This is a genomic window from Salipaludibacillus sp. HK11 (assembly GCF_047795645.1).
In the GTDB taxonomy this organism is placed as follows: domain Bacteria; phylum Bacillota; class Bacilli; order Bacillales; family Salisediminibacteriaceae; genus Salipaludibacillus.
On sequence record NZ_CP181045.1, the window covers coordinates 3667066 to 3685524 of the forward strand.

Consider the following 18459-nt stretch of genomic DNA (forward strand, 5'->3'; position numbering starts at 1 on the left):
ATCACAAAAGGAAATGGGCTATATCGAAGCTCATTTCCTTTTTGTTTCCCTGTCTCAGGGATAAATAATGATTACGTAGTTGATGGAGGTGTTTCTGGAATTTCAGCTTTCGATGTAGACTCTTTCTCTTTTGATTTCTGAAACATTTCTTTGAATTTTGATGATACTTTTAACAGTTTAGCGTGTAAATCAACGCTCGGCTCAAGGTTTTGTATGTTCAATTGGTAGGAACGAATCATCGCTACCGTGCATACTGGATCAATAAGTGCTCGCTTTACTGCCGTAGTAATCACATACGCACCTACAACTGCGATAAAACCTAAAAATGATGCCGCTTCAGCATTCGACGCAACAGCTGAACCTAGCGCCATTAGCGGAAACACACTTGCAAGGAAAACAGTAATATTTAATACATAAATAAAAACTACGAGCCCTGCCGCTGTCACTAAAACTTTTTTCCACCCTTGGGCATACAAAACAACACCGTCACAGGCTGATTTCCAAACAGTCTCCTCTGCACCTTCTTTTTTGCGAATCATGATATAACTTAATACTGCTTCATCAATGTATCGCAAACTAATGTTCATCACTCTGCTTACGATTGCCATGATATTTTTCGCACCGGGGACGAAACTAAAATAATTCCCAATACGAAATAACCAGCGCTGAATTTGTCTTACCGCCCGATAGACAAGCTTGTCGACAACAAAACATACGTTAGCTGACCCGAAATGATTGACCACTTGATCCTTACCATACGAGAGCTGAGCCTTGCCATCAGGCACTTCTCCATTTCTTATTAATTCTGTCAAAACAGAGATATGGCCGACTTTCACCATATACAAAACGTACCTTTCCAAAAAACGAAGAACTGCCAACACAGAAAAGAACGAAACAACAATAATTAATATGAAAAATCCAGCGGCAAACTCAAACATGTTAAACAAAAAAATACTCCCTGCCAAAATGATACCTAAAAAGATAAATGAGACCAACATAAAAAGACCATATACCATAATTCTGAAAAATAAAAACGGTAACGTCTTCATAAGTAACTGTATAACTGACATCATTTAACCCCCCTCTAACTTGTATTTCATACCTTGGTCATTTGTATGAAATCAGCTAAGAGAATATCACTCGTTTACGTAATGATCGTCCAATTTTGTTTTTACAGGACACAAATATCGATATTAATTGACCAATTGCAGCAATACCACCTCCCAAAATCCACCACTAATATTCTACCTGCGATGGCAGAAAATACGGTTGAGACTTTCCAAGGAGGTCGTTATGGACCATAAACGTGCAAAAGAAATCATTGAATCACCGAATATGATTAACGTTTCTTACCATGGTTTCCCAGTTTATATTGAAGAAGTAGATGACGGAACGCAAACTGCCGTCATCTTCCCCTTAGATGAAATGGATCACCAGCAGAAAGTTGATTTAGAAGGTCTTATCGAAGAAGGACCATAATGAGGAAAGGAGGTAAAATGATGAATAAACAACGTGCAGAAGAAATATCTCAGTCGCCAGACATGAAAAACGTTACCTATGAGGGTGAATCTGTCTATATTCAACATGTAAATAATGACACAGCAAGAATATTCCCTTTAGACAATAGACAGCATAAATTTGATGTTGAAATTAGCCGGTTAGTGGAAATGGAATTAAGTTAATTAAAATATTTTTAAGATTTTTTGATAAATAAGACTCCTTTCTTGACAGAGTTTAGACATTCCTCTAGTTTTGGACGTAGATTGTTTTTTTAAATAGGGGGAATTAACATGTCTAACAGTAGTCATTACAAAGATTATTTCTTATCTCACCGCCACATTACGAATGAATTAATTGGAAAAATTGATAAAGAGCATTACGAGTATCAACCGACTCCAACATCTATGCCTGCCCAAAAGTTGGTTACTCACATGCTTACATCTTTTTATGGACTGGCTTCAGCAGCTGCAAAACAGGCACCAAAACAGATAGATAACCAAGATGTAGCATTAAGTAAACTTGCAGAGCTCTACACCGATGAGACTGTCAAATTGATTGAATCCCTAACCGATGAGGCTCTTGAGGAGACAATCGATCTTTCTGATACGATGGGAATGAAAGTTCCAGCAGGTAAGTTGTTAGAAGTGGCCATTGATCACGAAATTAATCATAAAGGAAACCTTTTCGTTTATGTTCGTGAAATGGGATATACTGATTTGCCAATGTTTGTGAAAAAGTAAGAAGAAACGGGCTAAGGAGTTAACTCCTTAGCCCATTTTTTGATTATGAATACTTCACCTGGAAACGGATACTCCTTTTCTCCAACAGTCATTCTCACTCCATCACTTGTATCGCTTTCGCCAAATCATAATCCTCTAAATCAACATCTAATGTCTCACCTAGTGCCAATTTGGCTAGCTGACTGCCAAGGTACGGCCCAGCTGTTAGCCCAGATGCGCCTAGTCCATTGGCAATGAGTAAACCACTATACGGCGGCCACGCCCCCATAACCGGAACAGAGTCCGGTGTAATCGGCCGAAAACCGACACGTGTTTCGACTAATGTACTCTCCTTTAACCCTGGCGCAGTTTCAAGCATTTTTTCTAAAACATCTTGAACGCCCCCTGCAGTCACTCGTGGATCAAAACCTGCGTGATCTTCGTGCGTAGCACCCGCGACAAGACGACTCCCTCCAAAAGTAAGCAAATAATGATTTCCAGGTGGAATGACGACCGGCCACTCATCAGTCGTTGCCCCGGGAAGATCGACATGGACAATTTGCGCCTTTTGTGGTCTGAGGAAAAAATGCAGGCGAAGAGGTTTCAACAATTCTTTGGCCCAAGCCCCTCCCGTCACAATCACTTCGTCAGCATATTTTTTTTCATTATTTACTTGCACCCCTTTAATGACTTGCCCTTCTTCGATAAGTGACGCATCCCCGTGAATGACCTTAGCCCCATAAGCTTTCGCAGCACGAATAAGCGAACCACATAACATACTGCCGTTGACACGGGCTCCACCGCTAACGTAAATAGCTCCGTAAGAGGAATTTAATGGTGGAAATAACGCACAAGCCTCTTCAGGAGACAGCTTTTTTACTTCCCCCATTTCAGGAGCGGACCCTTTTCTTTTTAGCGCAATCTGAAGTACTTGCTCTAGTTTTTTCTCATCTTTGTGGAGGCGAATTGCACCAACATTGGCATAACCCGTTTCCGTTTCTCCTAATGCATGCAATTCTTCAATCAAACTCGGGTAGAACGCTGCACCATTTTTCACGAGTTGATACCATGCTTGATTCCGCCTTCTCGTTAGCCATGGACAAATAATCCCTGCAGCCGCTCCTGTTGCTTGACCAGGATCTTCACGGTCGACAACCGTGACGTGGGCACCTGTTTTTGCTATATGATACGCTGTTGAGGCCCCTAGAATTCCCGCGCCTACTACAATATACGATTTCAATAACAACACCTATTTTCATCTTCGTTAATTTCAATACACCTTATTCTAACAGTCTTTCCCTTAAGGTGCACGGAAAGAACATGTAACAACATTTCTGATTTAGAAAACAGGAACATGCAGACCATTTTGTTTTACCGTGGTAAAATGAGAACAAGGTATAAAAAACAATAAATTTCCATACTTTCCATTAGAATTAAATTCGAAAAAGAAGGGAAGCGATTAACTATGAGTTTAGATAACAAGCGTGTCGTTCTTGCCGCTTCAAGAAAAACAGATGAAATGAGTAATTTAATCAAGAAATATAAAGGAATTCCACTCGTTCGTTCTCTTCAAGGTACTGTGTTTTTGAATGACAAACAAGTCAGAGAAGACCTTAAAAGGGCTGTTCAAGAAAAGTTTGATTGGATGATTTTCACAACTGGTATTGGTGCGAATACTCTGATTGATTTAGCAGAAGAAATGAATATGAAAGAATCATTTTTACAGATAATCAGTGAATCTCATGTCGGTTCTAGAGGATATAAGACCTTTGCTGCTTTGAAAAAAAATGGTGTTAATCCAAAAGCAAAAGATGATGACGGCACAGTTAATGGGCTGATCGAATCTTTAAAATCGTTCGACTTTAAAGGGAAACGTGTTATGGTCCAACTGCACGGAGAAAATGCTCCTTCTCTCATTTCCTATTTAGAAGAATCAGGAGCGACAGTTATGCAAGTCCTTCCTTATAAACACGTTGATCCTGAACTTGAAACAGTCGAATTATTTTGCAAGGAATTAATAAAAGGTGACCTAGATGCCGTATGTTTTACTGCCGCTATTCAAGTTCGCTCTCTATTCAAGTATGTGAAAGAGCAAAAATTAGTAAACGATGTGAGAGATGCGTTTAGCAAACACACTTTAGCTGTTGCCGTTGGAAAAGTCACTGCAGAAGCTTTACATGATGAAGGCATTGAACGAATTGTCCAACCAGAGTTAGAAAGAATGGGCGCGATGGTGAAAGAGTTAAGTAGTTATTATGAGAAAGAAGGCAACTGAATATATAAACACTTGATTGGGATTTTAGGAGACTCGATTCTGACAGTCTCCTAAAATAAAATGAAAACGCAAACAAAAGGAGACGATAAGGTTGAAACAATTACATAACATCCAACCACTATTAAAAGATTTTGTAGAGAAGGGTCCTGCTGGTTGTGCTTTGTCAGTAACTCATCAAGGTGAAAAAGTATTTGAAGAGTATGTTGGATTGGCGGACATCCAATCCGGAATAGAAATTTCATCAGATACTATCTACCGCGTTTTTTCAATGACGAAGGTAGTTACATGTGCTGCCGCTCTTATGTTATACGAGCGTGGATTATTTTTATTGAATGACCCACTTGAGAACTATTTGCCAGAATTTAAAGATCCTCAAGTACACCGGAGGAATGAAAAAGGAGAGATCTATGTTTCACCTGCTTCAAGATCTATTATGGTCAAGGACCTTTTTACAATGACCTCTGGATTAACATATAATGGGAATAATGACGAAACAGAACGACAAGTCCAAGTCGCAATATCAACATTAACAAAACAAGACGAAAACTTTGGTTTAAGAAGCGCTTGCAAAGCATTAGCTCAAGTTCCTCTAGCCTTTGATCCAGGATCACAATGGCGTTATGGTTTTAGTCATGATATTTTAGGAGCTTTAATTGAAGTTTTATCAGGCAAACCATTTGGGGAATTTTTGCAAGATGAGATTTTTCAGCCACTAGCAATGCATGACACATTTTTCCGAATCCCCGCTCATAAAAAACACCGCCTCTGTAGTCTTTACAACCGAGATGATAATGGACATTTAATTAAAAACTCAGATATGGATAAATACATCGAACCAACAGCTAAATTTGAAAGTGGCGGTGCAGGGCTATTATCAACCCTTGATAATTACAGTCGTTTCGCTCATACTTTAGCAAATGGTGGAGAATTAGATGGAATCCGTATTTTAGGTAAAAAAACGCTTGATTTAATGGCAACAAACCACTTAGCGCCTGAGCACTTCCCTCAATATAACTGGCCCTACCTTTCAGGATATGGTTACGGATTAGGTGTTCGAGTTATGATGGACCCTACTTTAGGAGGCATAACTAGTTCCCTCGGTGAATTTGGATGGTCTGGTCTTGCTGGAACATGGGTACTGATTGATCCGAAAGAAAAACTGTCTGCTGTTTACATGCAACAAATGTTACCGAACTTCGAAGCTTATCATCAACCAAGGTTACGCAATGTTATATATGGTGCTTTATAACTTTTACTAGGTTCTTTATTAACTACAAAAACGGACTACCCTCTATATTAAGGGTAGTCCGTTAGTATGTCACGATTTAAATCTTTGGATTATTTTTTCTAAGTTTTCACTAGATTGTTGTAGATCTTCTGCTGATACGGTAATTGTCTTTAATGCTCTGAGCTGTTCTTCTGCTGAAGCTCCTACTTCTTCTGATGACGCAGCGCTTTCTTCTAAAATCGCAGCAATATGTTGAATTGATTCGACAACGTTATTTTTAAAGGAATCTATATTCTCAATATCTTTCACCATTTCTTCAATCGCTTCAGTCATATTTAAATTTTTATTAGAAATCATTTCAAATGCCTTCGCAGACTCATCAACTACATTATTTTGATCATCAGCAATTTTTTTAGATAATGCTATTCTTGCTACAGCATTTTCTGATTCAAGTTGGACCCCTTGAATTGTTGAACGAATGTTTTCTGTTGCAGCAGAAGTTTCTTCAGCAAGCTTTCTAACTTCGTCCGCAACTACCGCAAAACCTTTTCCATGTTCTCCTGCTCTTGCTGCTTCAATCGAAGCGTTAAGCGCTAATAAATTTGTTTGTCCGGATATATTGTTAATCGTCTCAATAATCTCGTCGATCTCCATCATTTTTTTCGAAAGCCCTTGAATGACATCCTCCAGAGAATGAACTACTTCCCGAGATTCATCTGATTTCATTCGTAATCCTTTCATTTGTTCGATACCTCGGTCGTTTAATATCTGAACTTCTTGTGAGTGACCCGTAATTTGATTCGTTTGTTCAACTAATCTTGATAATTGGTCTGATAGAGACACGGTTTGTTGGTTTGTCGTATCTGCATGACTAGCCGCATCTGTAGCACCTTCAGCTACTTCATTGATCGCCTTGCTAATTTCTTCACTAGACGCAGTCGTTTCTTCTGCTACTGCGCTCAACTGTTCAGTAGAATTTCCAACTGTTCCAATGGACGATTTTACTGAATCAACTAATTCTCTAATATTATCTACCATATGGTTGAAGCTCTCCGTTAACTGACCAATTTCATCATCCGTTTTCACTTCTATATGTCCGCTAAGATCTCCCTCAGCAACCTTACTTACTTCCCCATTTAGTAATTCAATAGGTTTCGTTAATTTTCTTGCAATGACATACCCTATGACAATAAATAAGACAATAATTACAATTGAAACGATAATAATTTGACTTAGCAGATCGTTCATTGAAGCATATGCCTCACGATCTGGAATAACGATCCCAAGCGTCCAATCTGTCCTTGGTATTTGCTCATAATAAATATGTGCTGATCCACTACTTAAATCAAGATTATGACTTCCTGCTTCTGGTTCCTGTTCAATCACTTCATGAAGAGAGTTTAATTCATTGTCCTCTTCCAGTGAAGTCGTAAGGATACTCCCCTCATCTTGATGAGCAAGAAACTGTTGTTCAGCCCCCAATAAAAAAGCCCATCCACTGCTAGTACCTGTATCAACGTTGCCAACCATTTCTTGAACATTTCCAATATCAATATCACTACTAATCACACCAGAAAGTGAATTTGTTTCATCAAAAAAAGGAATACTCGTTGTAATCAACGTCGTGTCCAGACTTTCGTCAAAATAAGGTTCCGTCCATTCGACTTCCCCCGATTCAGCACTTATCGTATACCAATCATGGCTTGGATAGTCATATTCAGAAGTTTCGTATTCGTCAGTAAAAACGACGTTCTCTCCATCTTTATACCCATAAGGACCAAAGTACTCCACTTCTTCGTCATAAGCAAATGGTTCAAACCATACCCCCATACCAAAAGTATCCTCGTTAAGTGGAAGAAGCCGTTCGAATAGCGCTTGATAATCTTCTTGTTCAAGGTTCGTTCCACTAGCTCCTGCAATCGAACTCATTGATTCTCCTAATCGTTGATGACTAATGAGTTGGGCCTCAATGTCATTGATCACTTCACCAGATAAATGATTCATTTTAGCTGTTATTTGTGACTCCAATTCCGTTTTTGAAAAGGAATAACTAAAAAATGATAAAATAATAATTGCTACAATTGCTAATGGCACAAAAACTAATATTTTTTTCTTAATACTACTCTTTCCAAACATCTGTTAACACCTCTTTTTTTTGCGATTTTTAAATTATAGTCTATTTTACGACTATTTACGACAGGTATTTTAACCACTTTATTACTTAGCGAGTGTTGAACATCTCAGACTTTTGTTAACAGAAGATAGCTCTCTTTATGAGGGTGTAGATCCCCCTTCGATGGATACGCTTTCGAGTTTACGCCATTTTAACAATACCTTTAGTTTTATTCTTGAAATAAAATATTAGAAAAGTACAAAAAAGACTATCACTAGGGACAGCCTTTAAAACTTATACTTTTACTTCGCACAACTTTGACTCTATTATTTCGCTCTCTATATGTGAGAACGCCTCTTCTTCATCAACACCTTCAAATGAAATTGTAACTTCTGCACCTTGAGGGATACCTAACGACATTAACGACATGATCGATTTGACATTTGCTTGTTTCGCTTGATAGTTAATCAAGATTTCTGACTTAAATTTACTTGCCTCACTTACCAAGATCGTTGCAGGTCGTGCATGGATTCCTGTTTTATCAATAACAAGATAAATTTTTTTAATCATTTTCAACCTCCCTATATAAAATACTATTTATGTAGTTTTGTATATCAAAGAATCAATTTACTTATAATTTAAGTTACAAATTTATTTTAGTTGTAACTATGCCATAGCATATTATTGTGTGAATTAAACGCTTCCTCTAATATTAACTTATTAATATTTATATTATCATTCACTAGAAAGAAAATGAAATAATTAGATTTATGTTTATAAAAATATTGACAATTACCTTATATCTAGTCACAAATTTGTCAAACTAAATAGTAGATCTAGATGACAGATGTCACTGTTCATGTCAATTGTCATTGATACAATTAATAACAGAACACATTTTGAGTTTGGGGAAGCTTAAAAGGGTTCACTACTGACGAAATGAGGGGATTTCAATGAATTTTCCACAATTAAAAATTGCAAAGATGGAACCTAAAGTGCCAATTATTCAAGGGGGAATGGGTGTTGGTATATCATTAAGTAGCTTAGCGGCAGCAGTAGCAAATGCTGGCGGAATAGGGACTATTTCTGGAACAGGGATATCTATTGACGAAATGAGAGGCCACATTAGAAAAGCAAGAGAATTAACTAACGGAATAGGTTATATTGGTGTGAATGTTCTTTATGCCATGACAGACTTTGCTGAAACGATGAAAGCAGCACTTGAAGAGAAAGTTGATTTCATTATTTCAGGTGCTGGGATATCTAGAGATATGTATTCTTGGGGAAAAGAATACAATACACCAGTCATTTCTATTGTCTCTTCAGGTAAACTAGCAAAGATGTCACAACGATTAGGCGCATCAGCCGTAGTTGTTGAAGGATTTGAAGCTGGTGGTCACTTAGGAACAGATCGACCACTTTTCGATATTCTACCTGAAGTTGTAGAAGCTGTTGAGATTCCAGTAGTTGCTGCGGGTGGAATCCTTACCGGGAGCGACATAAAAAAAGCAATAGAATTGGGTGCTTCTGGGGTTCAAATGGGTTCACGATTCGTAGCAAGTCCAGAGTGTGATGCTCCAGATTCGTTTAAAAATAAATTTCTTCACAGTAAAGAAGGCGACACAACGTTAATAAAGTCGGTCGTCGGATTAGATGGCCGAGCAATTAGAAATGCATTTACAGATAGTATCAGTGACAACAAAAAAGTCAAAATCGATAAATGTTACACATGTTTAAAAAAATGCTCCCATCGATATTGTATCTTGGATTCCTTGTTAAAATCTCAAAATGGCGATGCAGAAGAGGGGCTTGTATTTAGTGGTGCGAGAGTTCATGAAATTAACGATATTTTACCGGTGAAAACAATCATTGATAAACTTAAATTTGAATATAGTGACATAAGTGCTGCTGTTTCTAACTAAGGTCCAAGTTAATAAATATAAAAAGGGAAGACTCTTTTTGAGTAAGTAGTTCCGTTCGTGAGGAGAAAAATACAAATATAACCGTAATTACTAGTCCAAATAGATAGCTAATTGGACTAGTAATTTTTATTGATATAACAAGGTTTTTCATTAATTCCGTCTCTAATTGGACCACGAAATATCGTACTATAATTATTTTGTATGCTAAAGTAGCTACTATTTATCTATCTAATATGGTGTTGAATTAGTGGAAATTAAGTAACCAATAAAGATACATGTAAAAGGACCAACTACACAGGAGTAGTCGGTTCTTTAGGATTAAATGTAATTATTTCATCTTTAACTAAAGCTTACCCGTTTGTTGAAGAATTTTTTCGGTTCCAACTCATCATCCTCCAACTATTAAGTTTGCAAATGCTAATACAATTGACAGACATGAAACTATAAATAAGCCCCTACAATTTTCTTCTTTTAGTATTTTCATTAATAAGCTGTAAATTACTTATAGAGAAAAACAGTGTTAGGGTTAATAAGAACGGAAATATATACTGTCTGTCAGTGAAGCCTGCCCAGATGACAAAGCTCGTTGATAAAATTGTTAAGACTAACAATAATACCTTAATATAAGATTTAACATTTTTATATTGTAGAGTATTTTCCATGTACTACCTCCTTCATAATTTTACCTACAAATCTGAATACCACTTTTACAAGTAACATCCCCTTCGTAGCAACAAGGTAGTGTCAATAAGTTTGTGTAATTTATTTAGGGTATCACTCAGCACTAGGAGGGGGAGGTTCAGGTGTGGGCCCCCGCGGGGGCCCACACCTGAAAAAATTTCCAGTATCCCCTCTTAGTCTTCTGTTCCATAACGCTTTTTGAATAGCTCTTGTAAAACCGGTTGAGCCGTGCTGAAACCTCTTAATTTCCGCTGGGCCATCTCTCGTTGTATTCAACGGATTGAAGGTAAACGATCTTTTCTGCAGCTTTCTCTGTCGGCAAACTGTTCATTGTTTTGGTTCGCTTCTTAATCTCTTTCATCGTTCGTTCGATGATGTTCGTGGTATAAATCATCGGCTGAATAGATGAGGGATACTGAAGAAAAGTCAGAAGAACATCAAGGTCACGTTCCCATGATTGAACGACTTTCGGGTATTTCTTTGCCCAGTTTTCTTTGAAGGCTTGAAAACACTTGTCAGCTTCCTCTCTCGTGTTTGCCTGGTAGATTGGTTTGAGGTCTTCCGCCATGGCCGATTGATCCTTTTTACGTGCTACATGAAGGGCATTTCGAACTTTATGCACGACGCAGCGTTGGACATCCGCTTTTGGATAAACAGCTTTCATGGCATCTTCTAAACCAGGTAACCCGTCAAAGATCCCGAGGAGAATCTCTTTTGCGCCTCTTTCATAGAGATCTAGGAGGATTTCCTTCCAACCAAGCGCGCTTTCTTTCCCACCGACATAGAATCCAAGGATTTCTCGGTACCCTTCTTCGGTCACACCAACAACGACATAAACGACTTCGTTGGCGACATCATCTCGTCGTAGCTTGAGATACGTTCCGTCTAAATAGACGACGGAATAACGCTTTTGAAGCTCCCGTTGTTGCCATGACTCGATATCTTCTGCCACGACGTCAGTGATGTTACTGATCGTCGCTGGCGAATAGGTATGACCTAAAATACGATCAAGGAAATGGCTGATTTCTCGCGTGCTCATGCCTTTTTGATACATTTGAATGATCGTTTCTCCCAACCATGCTTGGTGGCGTTCATAAGGCTGGAACATCTCCGTTTGGAAAGCATTATCACGGTCACGTGGGACATGTAAAGGATCGATTCGACCATACTTCGTATCCAATTGACGCTTGTAGTGACCATTCTTTGCGTTTTTTAACTCCGGATGTTCGTGATCAAAGAAGTTTGTCATTTCTTCTTTCATGATGACTTCTAGTTTTTCTTTGACGAAGTCACGCACCATATTATCTAGTTGATTTTCTAGTGATTCTTGTCCTATACTAGTATTCATAGGTAGGGCATCTCCTCTCAGTTGATTTAGTCGTTAACAATGAGGATACCCTACCTCTTTTTCGTCTTAAACATCTTTCTTACACAAACTATTGTACGTCATCAGCAACAACACCAAAGCTTCTTAAAGTATCACCTTCGTTAGCGGATTAACATTCTAACATCTTCTTCTTATTGGTTATTAATTGTATCAACAAGCTGCTCCGTAGTTTTCTCGTCAATATTACCTGCAATAATAAAATCCGCACCAGTAATAGCCATGTTAATTCTCGGAGAGGATATTAATTCATCATTTAAATAGAAATTAGTTTCTTCCCCAATATGACTTTTTGTTATTTCTTCTAACATATTTTCATCTTTAAAAGTCAATGCGATTGCGTATTGTTCGGTCTGCTTCTGATATTCCAAGCCAGCTTTTGCAAAATCAGAAGTAGTTGCTAACACTTCTCCATCTGCATTTTGTATAGTAACCTCCCCACTCTCTGAGGTCATACAGCCTGTTAAAATTAATAACATTGCACCCCCGACAAATAAATAGTTAATAATTTTATTCATTTTATTACCTCCTCTTTATATAGATTAAAAAAAATTGAAATCCTGTTTTTTACACTTCTCCCCGTTCGTACCATAACGAAAGCGAAATCTTGTATAACTAACGCACCCCGTTACTTTAAGTGTCATTTTTCACAAACTTAAATTGTTGCGGTAATTCATTTATATAAAAACTATATTGAGGTCGTAAACTTTTCTTCTGGTTCCTTGAAGGTATCTCCAGAATTTCCAAAGACGTTCACCCTACAATCCTTTAATTCATTTACATATTAAAAAGCAAATAGAACTTCTATATAGAAGACTATTTGCCTTTACTCTATTTATTGACCTACTAATGGATAATTGATCCTTTCTTCCGTAGTATCATTGGTCAAAAGGACTTCCCAAGCATGGAAGTCAAGTGCTGCGAGCTGTATTGCGCTCTCAAACACAATTCGATCTGCTTCCGTTACGACTTCTTCCTCCATCGTGTATTGAACTGTAGCAATACCGTTTTCCATTGAAGAGTTGACGATTTCTATTCCCTCTACAATCGCAGAAGAGTAAAAAGCGTCTTCACGATCTACCGAATGCATCGCCTCCACCGTCTCAGGGAAGGATAAAGGCTCACCATTATCATCTTCCACTTGCTCCTCTAAATCCCCTCCAGCTAGAAACAGCGTCTCCTCTAAATCTTCATCGTAGATCGTATAATAACCGCGAGTTAGACCTCTTTCGTCTTGAACAATGATCGGCTCAGTAATTCCCCGTTCAGCCACAATAATGTCATTTTCTCCATCTGGATTAAAAAATAACACTTCTTCAATTCCATATAAATCACTAATTCCAAACAGTGAGTCGTAAAACAAGCCCGATTGCGCCGTGGTTGCTGATAATTCATTTCCGTCTTCATTAAAATATAAATGAAGGGTCGGCCACTCTACAGAAATATCTGCGTATGAGCTAAGAATATCTTGTTCAGAAAGATCTCCGTCGTTAAGAGAAATCTCTAAACTATCTTCTTGTGACAGTTGCTGGTCTCCATCTCGATTGATAGAAAACGCTGTATAAAATTGAACAATGTCGTCAACTTCTGCTTCAATATATTGTGAACCAATTAAGTAAGTAGGAGTTTCTTGCGTTCCAGTATAAGCATCCGTATCATTCTCGTTAGCTTCATTAATAGAATCTTCTTGTGTACTCTCATTATTGCCATTCTCATTGTTATCGTTCTCGTCAGCGTTGTCTTTTGTTTCAAATTCTTCGTTTCCATTTTCATCTGCATTGCTTTCTTCCTCCGCCTCGGTGTTCTGTCCTTCTGAATTATCTTCGGAATTTTGGCATCCACCTATTAGTAAACCTGCAGTAACAAGTCCAGCTATTGTAGTAAATTTCTTCATTATGTATAACCTCCTTTATTGTTCATGATTTCTTTCCCTAATTATATGAAAATTAAACAGCTACCCTTTTTTAACAATTTCACGTATTTCTAAATAAAATAATCTAATTGAAATCCTGCATCATTGTTATGAAAGCAATAATCTTTCTGAAAAGAGTGTTACCAAATGAATATTGCTATATATTTAATCCATATTCCCCTATAAAGCTATATATAAATTGTTTACCTTTTATTGAAGGGTTCTTCCCTATACTGGAAAAGAGCAATGACAACTTCTTAAGCTATCGCCACCCCGTTTGTTTAATAAGCTATTCGGTATTTTCAGCAATTCTTTTTAGTTCCTTAGCACGAAAAATTATAAATTTTTCATGTAATTCTCCAAGAACAACTTGTCAGCTATCACGCCAAAAATGCTAAAAGGGGACTTATAATCAAAAATATCTATCATTAGGGTTCCTCCTGTCTCTTCAACAAATTGATGTGTATGAGTGAAGGAACTGAAAGCCCCTTTCAGCATTATATCTACAAACTCGTTAGGTCTTTTCATATGTGTGACTTTAGCTGTAAGTCTTTGTTTAATACCAAAGTGAGTCGCTTCCCAAGTGACAGTATCACTTTCTTCTAGTAACCCTTCAGCAACACCATCCACAGCTTTTTCATTTGTTCTAGCAGTGGTTTTAGTATGTATATCTAAGTTTCTTGCAAGGTCAAAGCATACTTCCACAGGTGCTCTTATGAATTGCGTGTTTTTAATAGTAGGGATATACATTCCCCTTATTTTCCTTTTTCAACTTTACTGCACGTTAGCACCATAAGAGAAGACCGTCAATTTGACAGTCGTGATTTCTACCATTGCTCTGGTTCCTGTAAATACTTTTTAATTTTTTTAATTATCGACACTACAATGGCGAAAAGTAAGACGAACATACTGTTATAAAATAAAAAGAGAGCAAGGTTTAAACCTGAAATTGCCGCAAAGGCATCTTTCAAAATCGAAAAAACCAAAATGGACATAATTGCTCCAAATAATACAGCTAGCACCAAAATAACCAATGCTGCTAAGTATAGGTTTTTACTCTTTTTGAAGACGAGGAACCCGATAAGGTTTGCCGTAACAACAAAAACGACAAGAAGTATCTCGAAAAAAATAATCAATTAATCACCTCCACTTATTTCTATTATCTGTTTATGAATCAACTGTTCAATTAGGTCTATTTATATATGAAAACTCTTCTTCAATTAAAGCTCTCTTAGCTCAGCAACAACACCAAAAGCTTCTTAAAGTATTGCTCCCGTTAGTAAAACAGAGCATAACCACAATGTAGTTAAAACATTGGCTTATTTACTTTCTTTATACTTTAATTCGTCTAAACTTTTATTTGTCGAATAACTAATTTGATAGATGTTATTCTTATCTACCCAATAATGATAAGTAACTTCGGGCTCGTTTTCGAAAACTACCCCAATATTATAGGGGTTAAGGTGTTTGTAACCATCTTCTCGATGAGGAACCGTTGTAATCATCCATTCGTCATTCGGATACTGTTGTTCTAAATATGGCTCTAACATTTCAACTTTTTTCTCAATTTGTGCATCAATCCAATAAGGGCGAGCAATAAAAAATACGCAGTATGCTAAAAGAACGACTAAGGCTAAAGACCATCCTTTTTTTCGCCATTTACCTTTTAAAAATAGTGTAGTGATTATGGTTGCTGCAATGACTCCCCCTACAACCATTAACTCTATAATCTCTGCTGGATGCATAAAACCCTCCTTAGATTATTTTTGTTACTTCAATTCTTCTTTTCACTCCTGACACTTGAAAAGCAATGAAGTCTTATTTTGCTAAACTCCCCAATAGCGCCATAACAGGCGTTACGGTTCTTCCACTATCGCTTACCCGTTTGTTTAAGTGCAATCCTGCACAATCTATATTGTTTAGACAGTCTTAATCGTTTTACCATCACTTGTCATCCAAAAAAGTTTAGAATTATTACATAAAACGGATAGACTATCAATCCTCTAATCGCTAAAAGACCAGTAATAGGATTAGAATACCACGGTTATACAGTGACAAACATAACCACAATTAACAGTAAATATTTCACCGTTAACTTATTGTAAATGGAGTGGCTCACCACCGCTAATCGAACTTGAGTTATTGACGTTTAACGTGACTTGTTCGCGCCAAACAGGTAAGTGAATCTGCCCATTTTCGGTCCAATGAACATCTTCAAGTCCTAGATAAGAAGGAAACGGCCGCCCGTCTGCTTGATTCATCACAACCATCACACCTATTTTATCATCGTTTAACTTGTGCGGAAAAAAGCTAGTTGTTTCATAAAGATTCATTGCTAGGTGTATATCTTTAAATGAATTATCCGTATACTCAACAGTAATTTGCATGTTTCCATCGTTAGATACTAATGTGAAATAAGTAGGTCCGAACAATGAGTCATAAGCCCAAAAGACGAGGAAATTGAAGATAAAGAATAGAGCGATGAAGTTTAAAATAATTTTAGAAACCTTAGTGAAGTGCGTAAAAATTGTGATCAACACTAAGAACATAGCATTGAGGAAAAACAACGGGTATATTCCTGAAATACCCACATACACCAGTAAAAAATGTCCATTATGCAAAACAAGGTATATCCCATTAACTAGTATAAAAGAAAGTACAATATTTATATTTTTTTTAGTCATAGTGTCTTTTAGTACTCCTTCCAACTTGAAGTGCTTCTTTTACTATGCAAACCAGCATACTTTTTTATAAACCTCTTCAATAGCGCCATAACAGACGGTATGGTGCTTAAACTATTGCTCTCGTTAGTGCAACAATGTCCTTTATTCTAATCAAAGCTATTTTTCATTGAAATTATTTATTTTTTATCCAAGTAGTTCTGCATAATAAAAAATGTTATTAGAGTAACCACTACCAAGACCATTGCTAAATAGTGTAGTAGATAATTAGTTGATGATAAGTAAAATAAAAGTAATATTATTATCGTTGTTAAAATCCTCAAAAAATTATTCTTAAAAAAACTAATCACAATTCATATCATCCTTCCCGTAGAACATAGTCAGCGGTAGCCTTTTACACTATTGCACCCCTTTAGCTTAATAAGGCTTCCCTTTGTTTTTAAATTATATTAAATTCAATCCAATACAGAATTGCCCCGTTGATTATTAAAATGTTGTTGCGTTATCAAAAGGTATTGATTCACCATTCACCAGAACATCTATTACATCGTGTTCTGCTCCTGTCGTTAAATAGTATGTATTTTGCTTTACAACATCATCTTGCAGATTGGTTACATTAAACTTTATTTTTACAGTATCTCCTTGTGTTTCTAAATCAGTTTCTACATCTCCAATTGAATGAAAAACAATATATTTTCCTTTCCCACCATCAGTGATTGATTGAAGTTTTAAATTGGAATCAACTTTGTCTTGCACATTATTAGGCACATTTTCAATTTCACTAAAACTCAATTTTGATGAATTACAAGCCGATAAAATTAAAACTACCAAAAATAATAATAATACAAAATTGATAAAAAAAATCACCATCGCCCTTATATTAGGTGTCGCAGTTGGCGTAATATTTGGAGAAAATGCATCTGCCCTATCCCCACTCGGTGATCTATTAATGAACTTACTTCAATTTATCATTGTACCACTCATCTTTTTCACACTAATCGTTGGAGTTAATCAGACTAGTGCGAGCAATTTAGGACGAATGGGTGGAAAGGTGTTTCTTTATTACGCGATCACTTCAGCTTTTGCCATCACTGTCGGGCTTACTGTCGCAAGTTTGTTTAATCCTGGTCAAGGGACAACACTTACAGGTACTGAAAACATGGAAGTGCCAGAGAACCCTGGCATCATCGAAGTGCTATTGAGTATTGTCCCAGATAACATCATAAGTGGATTCGCCGAGATGAATCTACTCGGCATTATTTTTACTTCGCTCGCATTTGGTATAGGATTGGCAGTTATGAGAGGTTCCAACAAATTAAATGAGATGGGCAATCGCCTTTATCACGTTTTTGATGCACTTAACGAATTGACGCTCATTGTAATGAAAGCGATCCTCCAGTACGTTCCAATCGGGATATTTGCGATCATCGCTAACGTAATCGGCAATCAAGGACTCGACACTCTTCTATCATTAGGGAACTTCATCCTAGTCTTGTATATAGCCATACTCGTACATCTAGCCCTGTACATTCTCTTACTGATTCTTGCAAAAATTAAGCCAGCTGTCTTTTTTAATGAAGCTCGTACACCAATGATTACAGCCTTCGTCACACAAAGTAGTACTGGTGTATTACCACTTACATTGAACGCAGCGAAAAACCTTGATTTGAAGAAAAGTTTATACGGTTTTAGTTTGCCTCTTGGTGCGACAATGAATATGGATGGTGCTGCCATTCGAATTGCAGTTTCTACTGTGTTTGCTGCCAACGTCATTGGTGAACCACTTTCGTTTATAGCCATCCTTCAAGTCGTCCTAATCGGAACACTGGTTTCTATTGGAACTGCTGGAGTACCTGGGGCAGGAATTGTCATGATAGCGACTGTATTCGCTCAATTGGGCTTACCAATGGAAGCTGTCGCACTTCTCGCTGCAGTTGACGTAATAATTGGTATGGGTGCAACTGCGTTAAACGTGACTGGAGATCTAGTAGGAACTTCAGTTATTAATAAAACAGAAAAGAAAAGCAATTAGGGGTTGCTGAAT

The 18459-nt window shown here is 37.3% G+C and carries 17 protein-coding genes and 2 pseudogenes; 7 read left to right on the forward strand and 12 right to left on the reverse strand.

Annotated elements, in window-relative coordinates; translation table 11 throughout:
- Positions 1–71: 71 nt before the first annotated feature.
- A complete protein-coding gene (locus tag ACM26V_RS17190; RefSeq protein ID WP_416147970.1) occupies positions 72–1073 on the reverse strand; it encodes a hypothetical protein in 1002 nt (333 codons plus the stop codon).
- A 220-nt stretch (positions 1074–1293) separates the two neighbouring features.
- Here ACM26V_RS17190 and ACM26V_RS17195 point away from each other — a divergent pair, with 220 nt between their 5' ends.
- The 3 genes from ACM26V_RS17195 to ACM26V_RS17205 all read left to right on the forward strand — a co-directional run bounded on the left by ACM26V_RS17195 (position 1294) and on the right by ACM26V_RS17205 (position 2240).
- Entirely contained in the window at positions 1294–1479 is a 186-nt protein-coding gene (locus ACM26V_RS17195) for an H-type small acid-soluble spore protein (protein ID WP_416147971.1), read from the forward strand.
- A 17-nt stretch (positions 1480–1496) separates the two neighbouring features.
- Positions 1497–1682, forward strand: coding sequence for an H-type small acid-soluble spore protein (locus ACM26V_RS17200; protein WP_416147972.1), 186 nt, complete (start codon positions 1497–1499; stop codon positions 1680–1682).
- A 108-nt stretch (positions 1683–1790) separates the two neighbouring features.
- Entirely contained in the window at positions 1791–2240 is a 450-nt protein-coding gene (locus ACM26V_RS17205; protein ID WP_416147973.1) for a DinB family protein, read from the forward strand.
- Between the two features lie 94 nt (positions 2241–2334).
- Here ACM26V_RS17205 and ACM26V_RS17210 read toward each other — a convergent pair whose 3' ends face one another.
- A complete protein-coding gene (locus ACM26V_RS17210) occupies positions 2335–3459 on the reverse strand; it encodes an NAD(P)/FAD-dependent oxidoreductase (RefSeq protein WP_416147974.1) in 1125 nt (374 codons plus the stop codon).
- A 225-nt stretch (positions 3460–3684) separates the two neighbouring features.
- On the opposite strand from ACM26V_RS17210, the gene ACM26V_RS17215 reads away from it, so the two are divergent.
- Entirely contained in the window at positions 3685–4494 is an 810-nt protein-coding gene (locus ACM26V_RS17215) for a uroporphyrinogen-III synthase (protein WP_416147975.1), read from the forward strand.
- 91 nt (positions 4495–4585) lie between these two features.
- Positions 4586–5743, forward strand: a complete 1158-nt coding sequence (locus tag ACM26V_RS17220; protein WP_416147976.1) for a serine hydrolase domain-containing protein — start codon at positions 4586–4588, stop codon at positions 5741–5743.
- A gap of 69 nt (positions 5744–5812) precedes the next feature.
- Here the strand turns inward: ACM26V_RS17220 and ACM26V_RS17225 are convergent, their stop codons facing one another.
- Positions 5813–7858 (reverse strand): methyl-accepting chemotaxis protein, encoded by a 2046-nt coding sequence (locus tag ACM26V_RS17225; protein WP_416147977.1) that lies wholly within the window; start codon positions 7856–7858, stop codon positions 5813–5815.
- 271 nt (positions 7859–8129) lie between these two features.
- A complete protein-coding gene (locus ACM26V_RS17230; protein ID WP_416147978.1) occupies positions 8130–8405 on the reverse strand; it encodes a phosphocarrier protein HPr in 276 nt (91 codons plus the stop codon).
- A gap of 383 nt (positions 8406–8788) precedes the next feature.
- On the opposite strand from ACM26V_RS17230, the gene ACM26V_RS17235 reads away from it, so the two are divergent.
- Positions 8789–9757, forward strand: coding sequence for an NAD(P)H-dependent flavin oxidoreductase (locus tag ACM26V_RS17235; protein WP_416147979.1), 969 nt, complete (start codon positions 8789–8791; stop codon positions 9755–9757).
- Positions 9758–10611: 854 nt separating this feature from the next.
- Here ACM26V_RS17235 and ACM26V_RS17240 read toward each other — a convergent pair.
- The 8 genes and pseudogenes from ACM26V_RS17240 to ACM26V_RS17275 form a co-directional block, all read right to left on the reverse strand.
- Positions 10612–11786, reverse strand: a pseudogene (locus ACM26V_RS17240) (IS256 family transposase).
- Between the two features lie 170 nt (positions 11787–11956).
- A complete protein-coding gene (locus ACM26V_RS17245) occupies positions 11957–12340 on the reverse strand; it encodes a SecDF P1 head subdomain-containing protein (protein ID WP_416147980.1) in 384 nt (127 codons plus the stop codon).
- 317 nt (positions 12341–12657) lie between these two features.
- Positions 12658–13716, reverse strand: a complete 1059-nt coding sequence (locus ACM26V_RS17250; RefSeq protein ID WP_416147981.1) for a hypothetical protein — start codon at positions 13714–13716, stop codon at positions 12658–12660.
- 307 nt (positions 13717–14023) lie between these two features.
- A pseudogene (locus tag ACM26V_RS17255) lies at positions 14024–14484 on the reverse strand (SRPBCC family protein).
- A gap of 77 nt (positions 14485–14561) precedes the next feature.
- Entirely contained in the window at positions 14562–14870 is a 309-nt protein-coding gene (locus tag ACM26V_RS17260; protein ID WP_416147982.1) for a 3-isopropylmalate dehydrogenase, read from the reverse strand.
- A gap of 183 nt (positions 14871–15053) precedes the next feature.
- The gene (locus ACM26V_RS17265; protein WP_416147983.1) at positions 15054–15479 is read right to left on the reverse strand and encodes a hypothetical protein; all 426 of its coding nucleotides are present in this window, start codon (positions 15477–15479) and stop codon (positions 15054–15056) included.
- Between the two features lie 351 nt (positions 15480–15830).
- On the reverse strand, positions 15831–16418 hold the full coding sequence (locus tag ACM26V_RS17270; protein WP_416147984.1) for a hypothetical protein: 588 nt from the start codon (positions 16416–16418) through the stop codon (positions 15831–15833).
- Between the two features lie 483 nt (positions 16419–16901).
- Positions 16902–17246 (reverse strand): peptidylprolyl isomerase, encoded by a 345-nt coding sequence (locus tag ACM26V_RS17275; protein ID WP_416147985.1) that lies wholly within the window; start codon positions 17244–17246, stop codon positions 16902–16904.
- A 19-nt stretch (positions 17247–17265) separates the two neighbouring features.
- Between ACM26V_RS17275 and ACM26V_RS17280 the strand changes: the two genes are divergently transcribed.
- Positions 17266–18447 carry a dicarboxylate/amino acid:cation symporter gene (locus tag ACM26V_RS17280; protein WP_416147986.1) on the forward strand — a complete coding sequence of 394 codons (1182 nt, stop codon included), beginning with the start codon at positions 17266–17268 and terminating at the stop codon, positions 18445–18447.
- The last annotated feature ends 12 nt before the right edge of the window (positions 18448–18459 follow it).